Raw genomic sequence first — 15,505 nt, 5'->3', positions numbered from 1 at the left:
TCACGTCAAGCGTCTCGGTTCGGCGCTGCGTTCGGTTTCCGTCAGCGCATCTCGTCCGGAGCCGACACTCCCAGGACACCCAGTCCCGCCTTCAGAGTCGTCTGCGTTGCCACGACCAGTGCGATCCGAGCCTGAGTGGAACGTGGATCGTCAGAATTAATAAAGCGTAAGTGTGGCAACTCCTTTCCGCGATTCCAGTGTCCGTGCAACGCGCTTGCCAGTTCGTGCAAGTAGAACGCCACCCGGTGCGGCTCGCGGGCCTCTGCAGCAGCTTCGGCGATTCTCGGCCATTCGGCGATCTTCGCGATCAGCGCGGTCTCGCCGGTGTCTTCCAGCACCTCGAACGGCGCCGCCGCCAGCGCCGACGGTTCGATCGACATGTCCGGCAGCTCTTCGCCGAGCTGCCTCAGCACCGACGCGCAGCGCGCATGGGCATACTGAACATAGAAAACCGGGTTATCGCGGCTCTGTTCCGTCACGACCTTGAAATCGAAGTCCAGCGGTGCGTCCGCCTTGCGGAACAACATCATGAAACGGACCGCATCCGGGCCCACCTCGTCGACCACATCGCGCAGCGTCACGAACTCGCCCGCCCGCTTCGACATCGTCACCGGCTTGCCGCCGCGGAACAGCTTCACCAGCTGGGTGAGCTCGATGGTGAGCGAGCCCCGGTTGTCCGTCAGCGCCGCCACCGACGCCTTCATCCGCTTGACGTAGCCGCCATGGTCGGCGCCGAACACGTCGATCATGTCCAGAAAGCCGCGCACGATCTTGTCGTAGTGGTAGGCGATGTCGGAGGCGAAATAGGTGTAGCTGCCGTCCGATTTCAACAGCGCCCGGTCGATGTCGTCGCCGAACTGGGACGAGCGGAACAGCGTCTGCTCGCGATCCTCCCAGTCCTCCACCGCCTGGCCCTTCGGCGGCGGCAGCGTGCCTTCGTAGATCAGGCCCCGCGCCTCCAGCGCCGCGATCGCCTCGGCGACCCGGTCATGGCCCGCGGACGTGAGCGAACGCTCAGAGAAGAACACGTCGTGGCAGATGGACAGGACGGCCAGGTCCTCGCGGATCCGCTCCATCATCCGCGCAACCGCGAATACCCGCACCAGCGGCAGCCACTCCGCCTCGTCCATGTCGAGCAGCGTGCGGCCGTGCTCCGCGACCAGCGCCGCTCCCACCGGCTTCAGGTAATCGCCGGGATAAAGCCCTTCCGGCACCTCGCCGACATTTTCGCCAAGCGCTTCGCGGTAGCGCAGGAAGGTGGACCGGGCGAGCACGTCCACCTGTGCGCCGGCGTCGTTGACGTAGTACTCGCGGGTCACGTCGTATCCGCAGAAATCGAGCAGGTTGGCCATCACGTCGCCGACCACGGCTCCCCGGCAATGGCCCACGTGCAGCGGCCCGGTCGGGTTCGCCGAAACGTACTCGACGTTGATGGCGCGCCCCGTCCCTCGGTCGCTGCGGCCGTAGCGGGCACCGTCTTCCAGCACCCCGCCAAGCACCTTCGACCACACCGACCGCGCCAGCCGGATGTTGACGAAGCCGGGACCGGCGACCTCGGCCGCGTCGACATCCGGATCCTCCGCAAGATGTGCGGCGATCTCGACTGCGAGCTCGCGCGGCTTGCGGCCGACCTGCTTGGACAGCACCAGCGCGGCGTTGGTGGCAAGGTCGCCGTGGCTCGGATCGCGCGGCGGCTCGATGACGATCTTTGAGCTGTCGATGGGCTGGCCATCGGAGCCGGCCACGCCCATGCGGCCGAGGACAGCCGCCACGCGGCCGGCGAAGTCGGTAAAGAGGTTCATGGATTGTCCGGTCAAGCGATCTTGCATCCGCCGCGTGCGCCACGGACCGCGTGGCGCGGCCGAAGTCCCGCGGCTACGTCATAAAATATTGATATTCAACGACTTTTCGCGAAAATTCGACCTGTGAGGTCGGCGCGTGATCTAGCGCAATTCAGGGGTGGCGTCAAACAGGCGGCGGTGTTCGTGAAAGGCGAAGCGGTCGGTCATGCCTGCCATGTAGTCGCACACGCGCCGCCGCAGCTGCTCTGCGTTCCCCGGATCGAGATCGCGCCGCCATTCGTCCGGCATCGCCTCGGGCCGTTCCACGAACACCGTGAAGAGGTCGCTGACCACCCGCCCTGCCCGCTCGCGCACCGCTAGCACCGACGGCGCGCGATAGACCCGCGCCATGAGGAACGCCTTCACCGCCTTCTCCGCTTCCGCCATCGGCGCGGAGAAACCCACCAGCGTGTCGGCGCAGGCGCGGACATCCTCCGGGCTCGCAATGGCATGGGCGGCGATCCGGCGACGGGTCTCGTCGATCACGTCCTCGATCATCCGCGTCAGCACCCGCCGGCCGATCTCGTGGACGACCCGCGAGCGCTCCAGGCCCGGATAGCGCGCGTCGATCTCGGCCAGGAAATCACCAACCATCGGCAGCGGCCTCAGGTCCTCCACGTCGATCAGCCCGGCGCGCAGGCCGTCGTCGATATCGTGGGCGTCGTAGGCGATGTCGTCGGCAATCGCCGCGACCTGGGCCTCCAGCCCCGGCTGGGTCCACGGCTCCAGCGACAGGAAGCCGGGATCGGTGCGGAAGGCATGCGGCAGCGGCCGGCCCTCGTAGCGTCCGATTCCGGCACCGGAGCGATCAGCCAGCGGACCGTTGTGCTTGACCAGCCCCTCCAGCGTCTCCCACGTGAGGTTGAGGCCGTCGAAGGTCGCGTAGCGCCGTTCCAGGCGTGTGACGATTCGGTAGCTCTGGGCGTTGTGGTCGAAGCCGCCGAAGCCCTCCATCATCCGGTCCAGCACGTCCTCGCCCTCGTGGCCGAACGGCGTGTGGCCGAAATCGTGGGCGAGCGCCACCGATTCCGCCAGGTCCTCGTCGAGCCCGAGCACCCGCGAGATAGAACGCGCGATCTGCGCGACCTCCAGCGAATGGGTCAGCCGCGTGCGGTAGTGGTCGCCCTCGAGCGACACGAACACCTGGGTCTTGTGGGTCAGCCGACGAAACGCCGTGGAATGGACGATCCGGTCCCGGTCGCGCTGGAAATCGGAGCGCGTGCGGCTGCCGGGTTCCGCGATCCTGCGGCCGCGCGACCGCTCTGGATCGGCCGCGTAGGCTGCCCGTGGCCGCTCGAAGGCGCTGTCGTCGCTCACCCGGATCCCTCTCCCGGCGCAGCCGGGGGTTTGAAGATGGTCGGGGAAGTCTTAACTATGGGGCAAGCAGACTGACAAGGCAGGGTCCCCTCCAATCGACGCGAAAGCGGGATGGCGGGATCCTTGAGCACCCCCGGGCCTGGAGAGTGAGTGGCGATGGACGCCGACGTTCAAGCCGATGTGCTGGTCACCGATCGCGCCATGCGGCGCATCGCGAAGATCCTGAGCAACGAAGCCGCCAACACCGCCCTTCGGGTCGGCGTGTCAGGCGGCGGCTGTTCGGGCTTCCAGTACACCTACGACCTCGTGCAGGAGCGCGAGCCCGACGACATCGTCATCGAGCGGGAAGGCGGCACCGTGCTGATCGACCCGGTCTCCCTGCAATATCTGTCCGGCTCCCAGATCGACTTCGTCGACGACCTGATCGGCCAGTCCTTCCAGATCAGCAACCCCAACGCCACGGCGTCGTGCGGGTGCGGCACCAGCTTCTCGCTGTTCTAGGCGGAAGGACCGCCGCTTCCGTCCGGGATCTACCCGCGCGAGGATGAACCGGGCACGCCGTGCCGGCACGCTGGTCGGCGTCCGCTTGAGGTATGGCGGCCGGCCCGGCGATCCGCGCTTCGGCTGCCTTGAACCGGTCGCGCGCGAAGGGTAAAGCGAAGGCGGCGGTGCGCTCGGCGGCGTCGACATGCCTGCCGTTCGATCCGTGCCGCCGGTGTCCGTCGGACCTGCCCCTCGCATCCCTCCCAGCGCGTGTTGCTCAATGCCCCAGATCTGCATCGTCATTCCCGCGTACAACGAAGAGCACGCGATCGCCGACACGATCGAGGATTACGCGGAGCACTTCCCCGACGCGGTGATGGTGGTCGTCGACAACAACTCGAAGGACCGCACGGCGGCGATCGTCGAGGAGCATTTTCGCGGCACGCGCCACCTGCTGATGCGGGAAACCGCCCAGGGCAAGGGACGCGCCGTCAAGAAGGCCCTCTCCCGCCTGGTTGCCGACGTCTACATCATGGTCGATGCCGACCACACCTATCCGGCGGTGGACGCCCGGCGCCTGTGCGACGAGCTCCTGCGCGAACGCCTCGACATGGTGGTCGGCGACCGCGTCAGCCACGGCGCCTACGACAAGCAGAACACCCGCTCGTTCCACGGCTTCGGCAACCGCGTCCTCACCCAGCTCATCTCGTTCCTGTCCAACAAGCGCTACAGCGACGTGCTGTCGGGCATGCGGATCATGTCGCGCCCCTTCGTCGACCTCCTCGACGTGCAGAGCCACGGCTTCCAGCTCGAGACAGAGCTCAACGTGATTGCCGCCTATGCGAAGGCGGACGTGCGCGAGATCCCGATCGACTATCGGGCGCGCAAGGAAGATTCCGAATCGAAGCTCGACACCTTCCGCGACGGCGCCCGGATCGTCTGGTTCGCCGTGCTGAACGCCATGGTCTTCTATCCGTTCGTGATCTTCGGCTCGATCGGCGGCCTGTGCCTGTTGATCTCGCTGATCTGGGGCCTGTTCGTCATCTCGACCTTCCTGGAATTCGGCCAGGTGCCCTACATCGCGTCTACGGTCGCCACCGCCACCTTCGGCTTGGTCGGCCTGCAGTCGCTGTCGATCGGGCTGATCCTCGGCATTCTCGGCGGTGACCGCCGCCGCGCCACCATCGCCGAGTTCCTGAAGGGCCGCCGCGCGTGGAACGCCCGGCTGGACGCCCTCGCCCACGACGCCTGAGAGTTGCACGAGGCACGCGAAGGGCAACCGCAGCGCTGAGCAAGGCCTTTCCGACCGGATCGAGCAGGTCTGACCGGGGCCGGCGCTAGCGGCCGTAAAGGCGCGCGTTCATCAGGGCAAACGTCAGGAACGCCGCCGCGCCCGAGCCGAAGAACAGCGCCACCACGGGCGGCAGCGCCACCCCGCCGATGCCCGTCACCAACACCACGTAGATCCCCGAGTTGACCAGGAAGCCGGCCACCTGGAGGCCGACGTAGCCGGCGAGCTCCTTGCTGAGCCGCGGCCGCTCCCGGTCGCCGAACGACCACGAGCGGTTCAGCAGCCAGGTCACCAGCAGCGCGGCGGGAAACGAGATGCAGCGCGCCCCGATCGGCCCGATCGAGGTCACCGCGAGCACGAGGCTCAGCACGCCCGCGTCGACCAGGAATCCCATCCCACCCGTCACCAGGAAGCGGAAGATCCGCCGGAGCCCGCTGATCGATCCGTCGGCCGGACGCTCGGCGGCATCGGGTGGGGAAACGGTCATGCGGGCGAACTCCAGAAACGGGCTTTGCGAATCGAACCCCGCCCGGTCCGGTGCGCGAGAGATCGGATGCCTACCAATGCCGCCAAATCCGTCAAGTCGAGGGCGACGGTTCAGACGGGATACGCGCGCGGGCGCCGCGCGGACCTGCCGACACGGCGCTTTCCCGCATCCGCCGTGCGCCGGCCGGGTGCCTCCACCCGCTCAGCGCCAGTGGCTGGCGAACGGAAGGTCCAGCACGAAGCGTGCCGACACCGGATGCACGCTCGCCGCGTCCAGCGGCGCGGCGTGGGTCATCGCCACCCCGAACGTCACGCTGACGGTCTTCGGATCGACGGGCCGGATGAACAGCAGCCGGATGCCGTCCTTGCGCGGAAACATCCGGAACTCGGCGTAATTCTCCAGCGGCGCGCCGCCATCGACCCGCACCACCGCGCGGTTCTCGAAATAGACGTCCGTCCAGTCCGCCGGCGTGCCGTCGAAATCGATGTACTCCAGCGGCGGACCGTCGGCAAAGGTGAGCACCACGCCCCCCTCGCCCGTCGCCTCGATGGACGCGGCCGGCCGCGGCACCGGGTCGATGTTGACGCTGAACAGGAGCAGCGTCAGGACGATCCCCGTCGCCAGCCCGACCCGCGCCTGCAGCCGCGCCGTGCCGGTATCGGCCACCGCGCGGACGGCGAAATAGACCGCGAACGCCACGATCCACGGCAGCATCCACTTGAAATAGTGGATGTTGTTGTAGCGGAACGTGCCGGTGGGCAGCGCGTCGCCGTAGGAGAAGTAGAGGACGATCTGGAACATCGCCGCGATCGCCGTCAGGCGGAACACCAGCGGCCGGGCGAACAGCGCCGCGGCCGGCAGGAAGCCGAGGCAGAGCGCGTTGATGGGCAATTCCGTCAGCCAGTCGGCGCCGCGCTCGACATAGAGCGGGTGCGATGCGACCACCAGCGAGAACAGCTTCTCGAAGAAGTCGCCGAAATAGAAGCCGCGCGACACCGACAGCGCGAAATAGCCGCCGAGCAGGTCGCCGAAGACGAGCAGGTTGAAGCCGAACATGATGACGGCGCCGGGCACCAGCCCGAGGATGCCGGCCACCGCCGCAAGGGCCGCGTGGCGGCGGCGCAGCGGGTCGCGCGCGAAGAGGTCGATCGCCACCAGCACGCCGTAGCCGAGCGCCACCGGCGCCATCAGCACGATGTCGCCGGGCCGGAGCGGAAGCTGCAGGCCGCAGACGAGGCCGAACAGATAGGCGTTGAGGATGTGGGCGCGGACGCCCCAGCGCCCTTCGCGCCGGGCGCGGTCGTAGCGGTCGAGCAGCAGCAGCGACGCCCCGACGATCACCGCCGAAACGGTGCTCGTCCACGGGATCACCCACTGCAGGCGGACGACGTTGAACACCACCAGGAAGGTGAAGCCCACCACAGCCGCCGGCCAGAAGCCGATGTAGCGGCGCGTGGTGAACACGAACAGCAGGAAGAAGCCCATCGTCGCGGCGAGGTCGACGAAATAGTAGGCGTGGTAGGGAAAGACGGGGACGAAGGCGGCGCCGATCAGCGGGTAGAGCGGCGGATAGTAGTATTCCGATGGCGCGAGGTTCCACTCCAGGATGGCCTTCGCCGAGCGCAGATAGTTGCCCTGGTCGAACCAGCCCCACCAGCCGAGTGGATACTCGGGATTGTTGCCCGGCACCGGCTTCCACGAGATGTAGGTCGTCTGCCACAGCACGAAGATCGCCAGCAGGAAGACGCACAGCACGATCCACTCGGTGGACGTCGTGCCGGAGCGCGGGTCGTGCAGGGCGGGCGTTGAACGCATGAGACAAACCGATGGCTATGCCGGGCCAAGGTACTGTTATGAGCAGCCGGACGGGATGAAAGACCGTACCGGAGCAATTTCTCAGGTAAGGTCCCGGTATCGCGACGATGCGAGTTGTCGCTCGCGTGCGCGAGCAGCTTTATCAAGGCTCGCGCGCAAAGCGAAAGGCTTGGGATTGCATCGCTCGGCAACAAGATGGGATTAGGCACGGCCACCGCCCGTCGGGCTTGACCTTGCAGCCTGATTGCCACACACCCTCGCCGGCGATCAATGGCGCAGAAGGTATCTCATGAAGGTGGTCATTCTGGCCGGCGGCCTAGGTACGCGGCTTGCCGAGGAAACAAGTGTCAGGCCCAAGCCGATGGTCGAAATCGGCGGACGGCCGATCCTCTGGCACGTCATGAAGATCTACAGCAGCTACGGCTTCAATGATTTTGTCGTGTGCCTCGGATACAAGGGCTATGCGATAAAGGAATATTTCGCGAATTACTTCCTGCATATGTCCGATGTCACCTTCCACATGGCCGAAAACCGGATGGAAGTACATCGGGAGTCTGCGGAGCCGTGGAGGGTCACCCTTATCGACACGGGTGACACGACGATGACCGGCGGGCGGGTGAAGCGGATTCTTCCCTACGTCGCCGATGATCCCTTCTTCGCCCTCACCTACGGCGACGGCGTCGGCGACATCGACATCGGCAAGGAAGTGGAGTTTCACAAGGCGCATGGTCGCAAGGCGACCGTGGCCGTGGTTCGTCCGGCCAAGCGATTCGGAGCCGTCTCGATCGAGGGGGACAGGGTCACCAGCTTTCAGGAAAAGCCCGAGGACGACGGCGGCTGGATCAACGGCGGCTTCTTCCTTCTTTCCCCATCGGTCGGCGATCTGATCCAGGGCGACGAAACCATCTGGGAGCGGGAGCCGATGGAGACGCTCGCCCGTGAAGATCAGATGCGCGCTTACGTGCACGACGGCTTCTGGCACCCCATGGACACGCTGCGCGACCGCCAGTTTCTCGAGGAAGAATGGACGTCGGGTCGGGCGAAGTGGAAGCAATGGTGATCGACCCGTCCTTCTGGCGCGGCCGGCGTGTCCTGCTCACCGGACATACCGGCTTCAAGGGCTCGTGGACATCGTTGCTGCTGTCCGAAATGGGCGCCGAAACGTACGGCCTGGCTCTCCCGCCGGACGGAACCGATAGCCTATTCGAGGTGACGGGCGCGGCGGACGGCATGTCGCACTCCGTCGGGGATATCCGTGACCTCGACGTCGTCCGCACCGCAATGGAACGCGCACGCCCGGAAATCGTCCTGCACATGGCTGCCCAGGCGCTCGTGCGACCGTCCTACGAGGATCCGGTCGGCACCTACGCGACCAACGTCATGGGGACCGTGCACGTCCTGGAAGCTGCCCGGCAAGCCCCGGACCTGCAGGCCGTCGTGGTCGTGACCAGCGACAAGTGCTACGAGAATGTCGGCTCGCTGTGGGGATATCGCGAGCCTGACATGATGGGTGGGCACGACCCTTACAGCAACAGCAAGGGTTGCGCCGAGCTGGTCACATCGGCCTACCGCCGCAGCTTTTTCCAGCGGCCGAACACCGCGCACATCGCCAGCGGTCGCGCCGGCAACGTCATCGGCGGAGGAGACTGGTCGACGGACAGGCTGGTGCCCGATGCGATGCGGGCCTTCATAGCCGACACGCCGCTGCGCATCCGCAATCCGGCAGCCGTTCGGCCCTGGCAGCACGTTCTCGATCCCGTGCTCGGCTACCTTCGTCTCGCAGAACATCTCGCAACCGCGGGTGACGCCTTCGCAGAGGGCTGGAATTTCGGACCCGCTGCCGAGAGCGAAGTGCCCGTCCGACATATCGTGGACAATCTTGCGCGCAAGTGGGGTGGTACAGCCAGGTGGGAACAGGACGGAGGCGAACACCCTCACGAGGCCGCCTACCTGAAGCTCGACTGCACCAAGGCCGCCGCCCGGCTCGGATGGCGGCCCCTGCTATCGCTGGAGGACGCGCTGGACATGACCGTTTCCTGGTACGCCGCGTGCAACACGGGCGCTGACATGCGGCGGTTCACGATTGACCAGATCAATGACGTCCTGCGTCAGGCCAACGCGCCCGCTGCACCGACCTCCAGCACCGCCTCACCGTCCGGCTAGACGCCTCACGCCGAGGCCACTATTACCGATGCCTTGCATCGTGCCGCCACCGCCTGCGATTGATCGCTTTGAGGGATGAACGGAATGAACAGCCGACTTCACGAAATCACGCATTGCGAGGTGTGCGGCAGCCAGGAATTGGAACCGGTCCTTGACCTTGGCAAGCACCCGATGTGCGACGACCTGGTTCGCGTCGGCGAAGATCGGACGTGTCGCGAGTACCCGATCGAGATTCATTTCTGCAGCAAGTGCATCACGGCCCATCAGCACTTCCAGGTGCCGAAGCATGAGCTGTTTCCCTCCACCTACCATTATCGCTCCCGCCACACCGCGGACGTGCTGAACGGCATGCGCACGCTGGTCGAGGCCTGCGGCGCGGAACTCGGTTCGCTGCAGGGAAAGAAGGTCCTGGACGTCGGTTGCAACGACGGGAGCCTGCTTTCGATCTTTCGCGAGCATGGCGCGGAAACCTACGGCATCGAGCCGACCGGTGCCGCCGAGGATGCGCGCGCGGCGGGCCATGAGGTCATGAACGAATTCCTGACCGAAGAGGTGGCGGCCGCCTTCGTCGAACGCCACGGCAAGCCGGACATCATCACCTTCACCAACGTCTTCGCCCACATCGAAGATCTGCCGGCCGTCATCCGCTCACTGCTGGCGCTTTCGCACGACGAGACGGCGATCGTGGTGGAGAACCACTATCTGGGCGCGGTGATCGAGCGAAATCAGTTCGACACTTTCTATCATGAGCACCCGCGCACCTACAGCTACACCTCATTCGCCTTCATGGCGGAGTCGCTGAAGCGCAGGATCGCCAAGGTCGAATTCCCGAGCCGCTACGGCGGCAACATCCGCGTCATGATGCGTCCGGGAACCGGACAGCACGACCGCTGGGATGAAGTTCATCCGCGCGAGCAGGGCTTCGGAAACGCCCTGAAGAAGATGGAGAACGACATCCAGGTCTGGAAGGCCGCCAAGCGCAAGCAGATCGAGGCTGCCGTCGCCGAACACGGGCCCATCGCCGCAAAGGCGTTCCCGGGGCGCTCGGCAATTCCGATCAAGCTGCTGGAACTCGACGAGACAATGATCTCGGCGGTCTACGAGAAGCCCGCTTCCGGCAAGATCGGGCACTTCGTCCCCGGCACCCGGATCCCGATCCTGTCCGACGACGATTTCGATGCCGCAACCGCCGAAGGGCCGGTCATCAACATGGCCTGGCACATTGCCGGTGAGATCGAGAGCTACATGCGCGGGCGCGGCTACAGGGGCGAACTCATCGACATCATCTCGAGCGCGGACTTCGCCTGAAGCCAATGAAGGTCGGCATCCTCGGATCGGGCTTCGGCCTCTACGGCTATCTGCCTGCCGTCGCCGGGCTGGCGGACACCGTCGTGCTGCCTCGCCGCTATCAGGCGACCCTCGAGGCTCGGGAGGACGTCGGCCGCTTCGCGAAGGATGTCGACTGGGCGCGGGACGACGAGGAGGTCCTCGGCAGATGTGACGCGCTGATCGTCGGCCGGCGTCCGGCCGATCAGGTCGAGCTCGTCCGACGCGCGTTGTCGACCTATCCGGCCATTGACCGGTTCCTGCTGGAAAAGCCCCTGGCACCCGACCCCCGGCAGGCAAGACAGCTGCTTGTCGACCTGCGGGAGGCCGGAAAGCACACGCGGGTCGGTTTCACCTTCCGCTACACCCCCTGGGCTGAGCGGGTACGGGGCTGGCTCTCAGCCGCGGACCCGGCGAAACCGCTCTCGATAGACTGGCGCTTCAACGCGCACCACTATCGGACCCAGCTGGAGACGTGGAAGCGGCGACCCAGCCAGGGCGGCGGCGTCGTCCGCTTCTACGCCATCCATCTCATCGCCCTGCTTGCCGAACTCGGCTATCGTGACGTCGAGTGGAGCACCATCCGATCGTCCGAAGAGGACGACGACGAACGCTGGCAGGCACGATTGCGCGGTCCCGGCCTCCCCCCCTGCGGCCTGACGGTGGACAGCAAGGCGGCGGAAACCCGCTTTAGCGTCATGGCGGAAAGCAAGCCGGGTTCAGCCGCCTTCGCGGTCTCGCTCGGCGATCCATTCGACGAAGCGCCGGCATCGGCGCTGGACCGGCGTGTCGACGTTCTCACCGGCCTTTGCCGCGAATTCGCCCAAGCCGCCCCACCCAAGCTGCCGGACTGGTATACCCGCTCCGTCGACCTCTGGGCCGCCATTGAAGCCACGACCGTCCGCAACTCATGATCGCCAGGTTTGCGGTCACACTGCACCCGGACAGCATTCAGGATAACTCGCGATGTCGCCGTCGGCCCCCATCTCCTCCTCCGAAGCGAGCTCCCGAAGCATCGGAGGCGCCCCTCCGATCGGTGACGCTGCCGCCCCCAAGAAAACAATCAGCATCATCACTCCGTTCTACAACGAAGAAGACAGCATCGTCGAATGCATCGAAACTGTTCGAAAGATATTCTCTGAACAACTTACTGACTATACATTCGAGCACATATTCTGCGACAACTGCTCGACCGATCGTACCCTCGAAATCCTCAAGGAGTATGCGCGTGACGATCGCCGGATAAAGGTCATCGTCAATTCCCGAAACTTCGGCATTCTGCGCAATACCTACAACGGCGTGCTCGCGGCGAGCGGCGACGCCGTGCTCCTGTTCCTGCCCGTCGACCTGCAGGATCCCCCCGAACTGATCCCGGAGTTCGTCCGGCATTGGGAAGATGGATACGAGATCGTCTACGGGATGCGGGCGGAACGCGAGGAAGGCGTCGTCATCAAGACCGCCCGGCGCATGTACTACCGGCTACTGAGCCGACTGACCTATGTCGACTACCCTCCGGACGCGGGCGACTTCCAGCTGGTCGACCGCAAGGTCCATGAAGCGATGAAGCGCGTCGAGGATGCGCAGCCGTTCATGCGCCTCATGACGTTCGACGTCGGCTTCCGCTCCAAGGGGATCAAGTACACCTGGCGGGCCCGCAAGCACGGCAAATCCCGCAACCGCCTGTCGCACATGTTCGGTCAGGGCCTGAACGGCATCGTCAGCTTCTCCGGAGCCCCGGTGCGCATCGCCCTCCTGTGTGGCTTCGTCATCTCCGTACTGAGCGTGATCTATGCGTTTCTCGTCATGTTCCTGACGCTGTTCGGCTTCGTCGAAGCGATAAGCGGCGTGCCGACCATCATTGCCGCTTTGTTCTTCTTTGGGGGTGTCCAGCTTTTCTTCATCGGCGTGATTGGTGAATACATCATCGCGATCTTCAATCAGGTCCGCCGCAAGCCGATCGTTGTCGAGCGCGAGCGCATCAATTTCGACGACTAGCACCATGAAACAAGCGCAAGGCGTTGCTGCGAGGTGCCATCAGACCGTCCGCGCCCTCATCATCCGGCACCAGCGCCTGGTGCGCTTCCTTTTGGTCGGTGTCGTCAACACGATATTCGGCTATTCCGTCTTCGCTCTCCTTTATTTGCTGACGCACCACCACAATTTTTCGGTCATCGCGGCCACCATCATCGGCATAATCTTCAACTTCTTCACCACTGGACGAATCGTCTTCGGCAACAAGAGCTTGCGCGCACTGCTTCCGTTCATCATGGCGTATGGCGTGGCACTCGCCTTGAACCTCGTCGTCCTGAACCTGTTGCTTGCAGTCGGGATTTCAGCGCTGATCGGACAAGCCATCAGCCTTCCAGTTGTCGTGATCGTATCGTATCTGATCAATGCTCGGTTTGTATTCCGGGATCCGACAGACTACGGCGCATCAAAGCATCCATGAACTCTGATTCGAAAATGAAGCCTTGCGAAGCCACGGACTGACCAGGTCGAAAAGGTCAAGTTGCCCACGCGAGATTGAAAGGAATGCGCCAAGTGTCACGATCGGGTACAACAAGTGACCTTGACCATCGCCCCCCACAGCTTGCTGGCGGCGCAGTGGGCAGTGGGCCATCAATTCTGGTGGCTCATGTTGCTGCAATGGCGGTCGGCGCTGCGGTCTTCTTCTTGCTGCTCGGCCTGCAGACACTCACGGTCCACGCACCGTTTCTGACGGTTCCGATCGGCGACTTCGCGGCCGAACAGTCGAGCTACGTCCTCATCGCCAATGACGCCTGGCGCTTTCCGTTTCTCTCGCTTCCGAACGTCAATATGCCGGAAGGCGCCAACGCGGTGTTCTTCGGAGGCACGCCCCTTCTCGCCCTGATTGCGCGCGTTATCGGCGAGATCACGGGTTCAGCACCGAACCTGATCGGCTTCTGGTATTTTCTCTGCTTCGTTCTCCAGGCGCATTCCTTCTTCTTCCTCATGCGCCAGATCACCCCCAGGCGCCCGCTCGTCCTGGCGGCGCTGTCGGTGGTCGCCGTCCTTGCCTATGCCTTCCTCACCCGGTTCGGACACGTATCCCTGTTCGGCCAGTTCTTCGTGATCTACGCGATGGCGCTCGTCGTCGCCGCGACCAAGCCAGATGCGAACTGGAAGCTGATCCTTGGCTGGATGGCGGCGCTGGCCGTCATGGCGCTTTTGATATTTGCCTATCTGGCCGTCTCGATTGCCCTCCTGTTCGGTGCCGCTCTGGTGACGCTCTGGTGGAACGGGCGGATGCGCTTCGTTTCGGTCATCGGAGCGGGCTTGGCGTTCACCGCCCTGCTCGGGCTCACCGCCTGGAGTTCCGGCTATTTCTGGGCCGCCTCTGTGGCTGAGCCTACGGACATGTCATCCTACTCCGCCCTGGGACTAAATCTCGGCGGCCTCGTCATCCCGCCGCAGAGCGTCCTGTTCCCGAACAATGAGCTGATCCGGATCTGGTGGGAGGGCGACTTCTATCTCGGCTTGGGGGCGCTTGCGCTGTTGGCCATTGTCGTCGTCGCGAGACCCGCGCAGGTTATCCGGGGCATCGGACGGTCCTGGCCGCTGGTCGCAATTCTCCTCGTGCTGATCGCCTACTCACTTTCCAACCGATGGGCCTTCGGCAACGAGGTGCTCTTCCAGTACACCCTGCCCGACTGGGCCCTGCCGATCGTCGGGTTGGCGCGCTCCGGTGGCAGGCTCTTCTGGCCGATCGGCTATCTGATCATCGCCCTCGCCTTTGCCCTATGCATCCACAACTTCGGCAGGATCGGAATTGCGATGACTGTCCTCGCGGCGGGGGCGTACGTCGCGGAGGCCAGCCACACGTGGCGTTTTGTCGAGACCACTGCCCACACGCCGGCGGAGGTCCCGCTCGAATACGCAGGGCTTCAGGAGCTGATGGACTCCTACGAGACGATGCGCCTGTATCCATCCTTCTGGTGCGACCCCGGCGGGGATGGCTCGAACAAGCGAAAGGCCCATTGGCAGTTGCAGATCACCAGCGCGCGTGCGCACCAGAGCAGCAACTCGGCCATCACGGTTCGCAAGATGAAGGATTGCTCGGCCGAAGAGCAGCGGATGCCGTCGGAGGTTCTTCGCGACGGAGAGATTGATATTTTCCTCACTCCCGTCGCGTTCCGTGCGGCGTTCGCGAGCAGCGACGCGGACCTCCGGGCCCGTTGTCGCGAGTTTGAGATCGCTCCTGCGCGGGGCGTGATGTGCGCATCGGACTGGACCGCCGACTCGAAGCTGCCCTTACCTCAGTTGCAGCGGCTCAGCGGCTTTGCCCTTGGCGATGCGGGTCCCGGCGATGTCATCAGCTTCGCGGAGGACGGCAACTGGGAAGCATACGCGGCGAAAGGCTGGTGGCGAACATCAGATGGCCCGTTCACGTGGACTGACGGCGAAAGCGCCACCCTGCGCCTGACGCTGCCCCGGCATCCGGGAGGGATCAGGCTCCAGTTCGAGGTCTATCCCTTCCTTGCGGCGGCGCTCCCGCGCCGGACGGTCAACATCGCGATCGATGGACAGGAACTCGCATCCTGGACGTTCGATACCGGAGGCTGGACACAACGCGACTTGGACGTTCCGGAAAGCCTGACGGGGCAGTCGATCGAGATCTCGCTCCGCCAGGATGTCGTGCGGGCGCCGCGCGACATCGGAGCAGGCCCGGATCCCCGTCTGCTTGGATTGGCGGTCAAGACGATTACGATCGAACCGGGCACGTCACAGCAGTGAGCACGATGCCGGGAAGTCCGCGCGGCT

13 protein-coding genes are annotated in these 15,505 nt (G+C 64.7%); 9 read left to right on the top strand and 4 right to left on the bottom strand.

Translation table 11 applies throughout. The features are described from left to right. Positions 1-41: 41 nt before the first annotated feature. Both argS and AB7M35_RS00210 read right to left on the bottom strand, forming a co-directional pair. On the bottom strand, positions 42-1,802 hold the full coding sequence (argS, locus tag AB7M35_RS00215; RefSeq protein ID WP_453956240.1) for an arginine--tRNA ligase: 1,761 nt from the start codon (positions 1,800-1,802) through the stop codon (positions 42-44). Between the two features lie 141 nt (positions 1,803-1,943). Next, on the bottom strand, positions 1,944-3,158 hold the full coding sequence (locus AB7M35_RS00210; RefSeq protein ID WP_453956239.1) for a deoxyguanosinetriphosphate triphosphohydrolase: 1,215 nt from the start codon (positions 3,156-3,158) through the stop codon (positions 1,944-1,946). 156 nt (positions 3,159-3,314) lie between these two features. Here AB7M35_RS00210 and erpA point away from each other — a divergent pair, with 156 nt between their 5' ends. Continuing rightward, entirely contained in the window at positions 3,315-3,659 is a 345-nt protein-coding gene (gene erpA, locus AB7M35_RS00205; protein WP_453956236.1) for an iron-sulfur cluster insertion protein ErpA, read from the top strand. Between the two features lie 262 nt (positions 3,660-3,921). Beyond that, on the top strand, positions 3,922-4,893 hold the full coding sequence (locus AB7M35_RS00200) for a glycosyltransferase family 2 protein (RefSeq protein WP_453956234.1): 972 nt from the start codon (positions 3,922-3,924) through the stop codon (positions 4,891-4,893). Positions 4,894-4,978: 85 nt separating this feature from the next. On the opposite strand, the gene AB7M35_RS00195 is transcribed toward AB7M35_RS00200, so the two are convergent. Both AB7M35_RS00195 and AB7M35_RS00190 read right to left on the bottom strand, forming a co-directional pair. Then, complete coding sequence (locus tag AB7M35_RS00195) at positions 4,979-5,419, bottom strand: GtrA family protein (protein WP_453956231.1); 441 nt, start codon at positions 5,417-5,419, stop codon at positions 4,979-4,981. A 201-nt stretch (positions 5,420-5,620) separates the two neighbouring features. Next, positions 5,621-7,234: a hypothetical protein gene (locus AB7M35_RS00190; protein ID WP_453956230.1), complete on the bottom strand. Its 1,614-nt coding sequence runs from the start codon at positions 7,232-7,234 to the stop codon at positions 5,621-5,623. A 289-nt stretch (positions 7,235-7,523) separates the two neighbouring features. Between AB7M35_RS00190 and rfbF the strand changes: the two genes are divergently transcribed. The 7 genes from rfbF to AB7M35_RS00155 all read left to right on the top strand — a co-directional run bounded on the left by rfbF (position 7,524) and on the right by AB7M35_RS00155 (position 15,478). After that, positions 7,524-8,294, top strand: coding sequence for a glucose-1-phosphate cytidylyltransferase (rfbF, locus tag AB7M35_RS00185; protein ID WP_453956227.1), 771 nt, complete (start codon positions 7,524-7,526; stop codon positions 8,292-8,294). Beyond that, positions 8,258-9,397, top strand: coding sequence for a CDP-glucose 4,6-dehydratase (gene rfbG, locus AB7M35_RS00180; RefSeq protein ID WP_453956225.1), 1,140 nt, complete (start codon positions 8,258-8,260; stop codon positions 9,395-9,397). Before rfbF ends, rfbG begins: the two co-directional genes overlap by 37 nt. Positions 9,398-9,472: 75 nt before the next feature. Further along, the gene (locus tag AB7M35_RS00175; RefSeq protein WP_453956222.1) at positions 9,473-10,705 is read left to right on the top strand and encodes a class I SAM-dependent methyltransferase; all 1,233 of its coding nucleotides are present in this window, start codon (positions 9,473-9,475) and stop codon (positions 10,703-10,705) included. A 5-nt stretch (positions 10,706-10,710) separates the two neighbouring features. Next, complete coding sequence (locus AB7M35_RS00170; protein WP_453956219.1) at positions 10,711-11,637, top strand: Gfo/Idh/MocA family oxidoreductase; 927 nt, start codon at positions 10,711-10,713, stop codon at positions 11,635-11,637. A 52-nt stretch (positions 11,638-11,689) separates the two neighbouring features. Continuing rightward, complete coding sequence (locus AB7M35_RS00165) at positions 11,690-12,718, top strand: glycosyltransferase family 2 protein (RefSeq protein WP_453956216.1); 1,029 nt, start codon at positions 11,690-11,692, stop codon at positions 12,716-12,718. A 4-nt stretch (positions 12,719-12,722) separates the two neighbouring features. Beyond that, positions 12,723-13,172 (top strand): GtrA family protein, encoded by a 450-nt coding sequence (locus AB7M35_RS00160; protein ID WP_453956213.1) that lies wholly within the window; start codon positions 12,723-12,725, stop codon positions 13,170-13,172. A gap of 197 nt (positions 13,173-13,369) precedes the next feature. Then, the gene (locus AB7M35_RS00155; protein ID WP_453956210.1) at positions 13,370-15,478 is read left to right on the top strand and encodes a DUF6311 domain-containing protein; all 2,109 of its coding nucleotides are present in this window, start codon (positions 13,370-13,372) and stop codon (positions 15,476-15,478) included. Positions 15,479-15,505 lie beyond the last annotated feature (27 nt).

The sequence above is a fragment of the Amorphus suaedae genome (genome assembly GCF_053629675.1).
This window is presented reverse-complemented; position numbering and strand designations above follow the sequence as displayed.

Excerpts from the sequence above, each read along its gene's own strand:
- argS (WP_453956240.1), bottom strand. The coding sequence starts at position 1,802 with ATGAACCTCTTTACCGACTTCGCCGGCCGCGTGGCGGCTGTCCTCGGC.
- erpA (WP_453956236.1), top strand. The coding sequence starts at position 3,315 with ATGGACGCCGACGTTCAAGCCGATGTGCTGGTCACCGATCGCGCCATG.
- AB7M35_RS00200 (WP_453956234.1), top strand. The coding sequence starts at position 3,922 with ATGCCCCAGATCTGCATCGTCATTCCCGCGTACAACGAAGAGCACGCG.
- AB7M35_RS00195 (WP_453956231.1), bottom strand. The coding sequence starts at position 5,419 with ATGACCGTTTCCCCACCCGATGCCGCCGAGCGTCCGGCCGACGGATCG.
- AB7M35_RS00190 (WP_453956230.1), bottom strand. The coding sequence starts at position 7,234 with ATGCGTTCAACGCCCGCCCTGCACGACCCGCGCTCCGGCACGACGTCC.
- rfbF (WP_453956227.1), top strand. The coding sequence starts at position 7,524 with ATGAAGGTGGTCATTCTGGCCGGCGGCCTAGGTACGCGGCTTGCCGAG.
- rfbG (WP_453956225.1), top strand. The coding sequence starts at position 8,258 with ATGGACGTCGGGTCGGGCGAAGTGGAAGCAATGGTGATCGACCCGTCC.
- AB7M35_RS00175 (WP_453956222.1), top strand. The coding sequence starts at position 9,473 with ATGAACGGAATGAACAGCCGACTTCACGAAATCACGCATTGCGAGGTG.
- AB7M35_RS00170 (WP_453956219.1), top strand. The coding sequence starts at position 10,711 with ATGAAGGTCGGCATCCTCGGATCGGGCTTCGGCCTCTACGGCTATCTG.
- AB7M35_RS00165 (WP_453956216.1), top strand. The coding sequence starts at position 11,690 with ATGTCGCCGTCGGCCCCCATCTCCTCCTCCGAAGCGAGCTCCCGAAGC.
- AB7M35_RS00160 (WP_453956213.1), top strand. The coding sequence starts at position 12,723 with ATGAAACAAGCGCAAGGCGTTGCTGCGAGGTGCCATCAGACCGTCCGC.
- AB7M35_RS00155 (WP_453956210.1), top strand. The coding sequence starts at position 13,370 with ATGGCGGTCGGCGCTGCGGTCTTCTTCTTGCTGCTCGGCCTGCAGACA.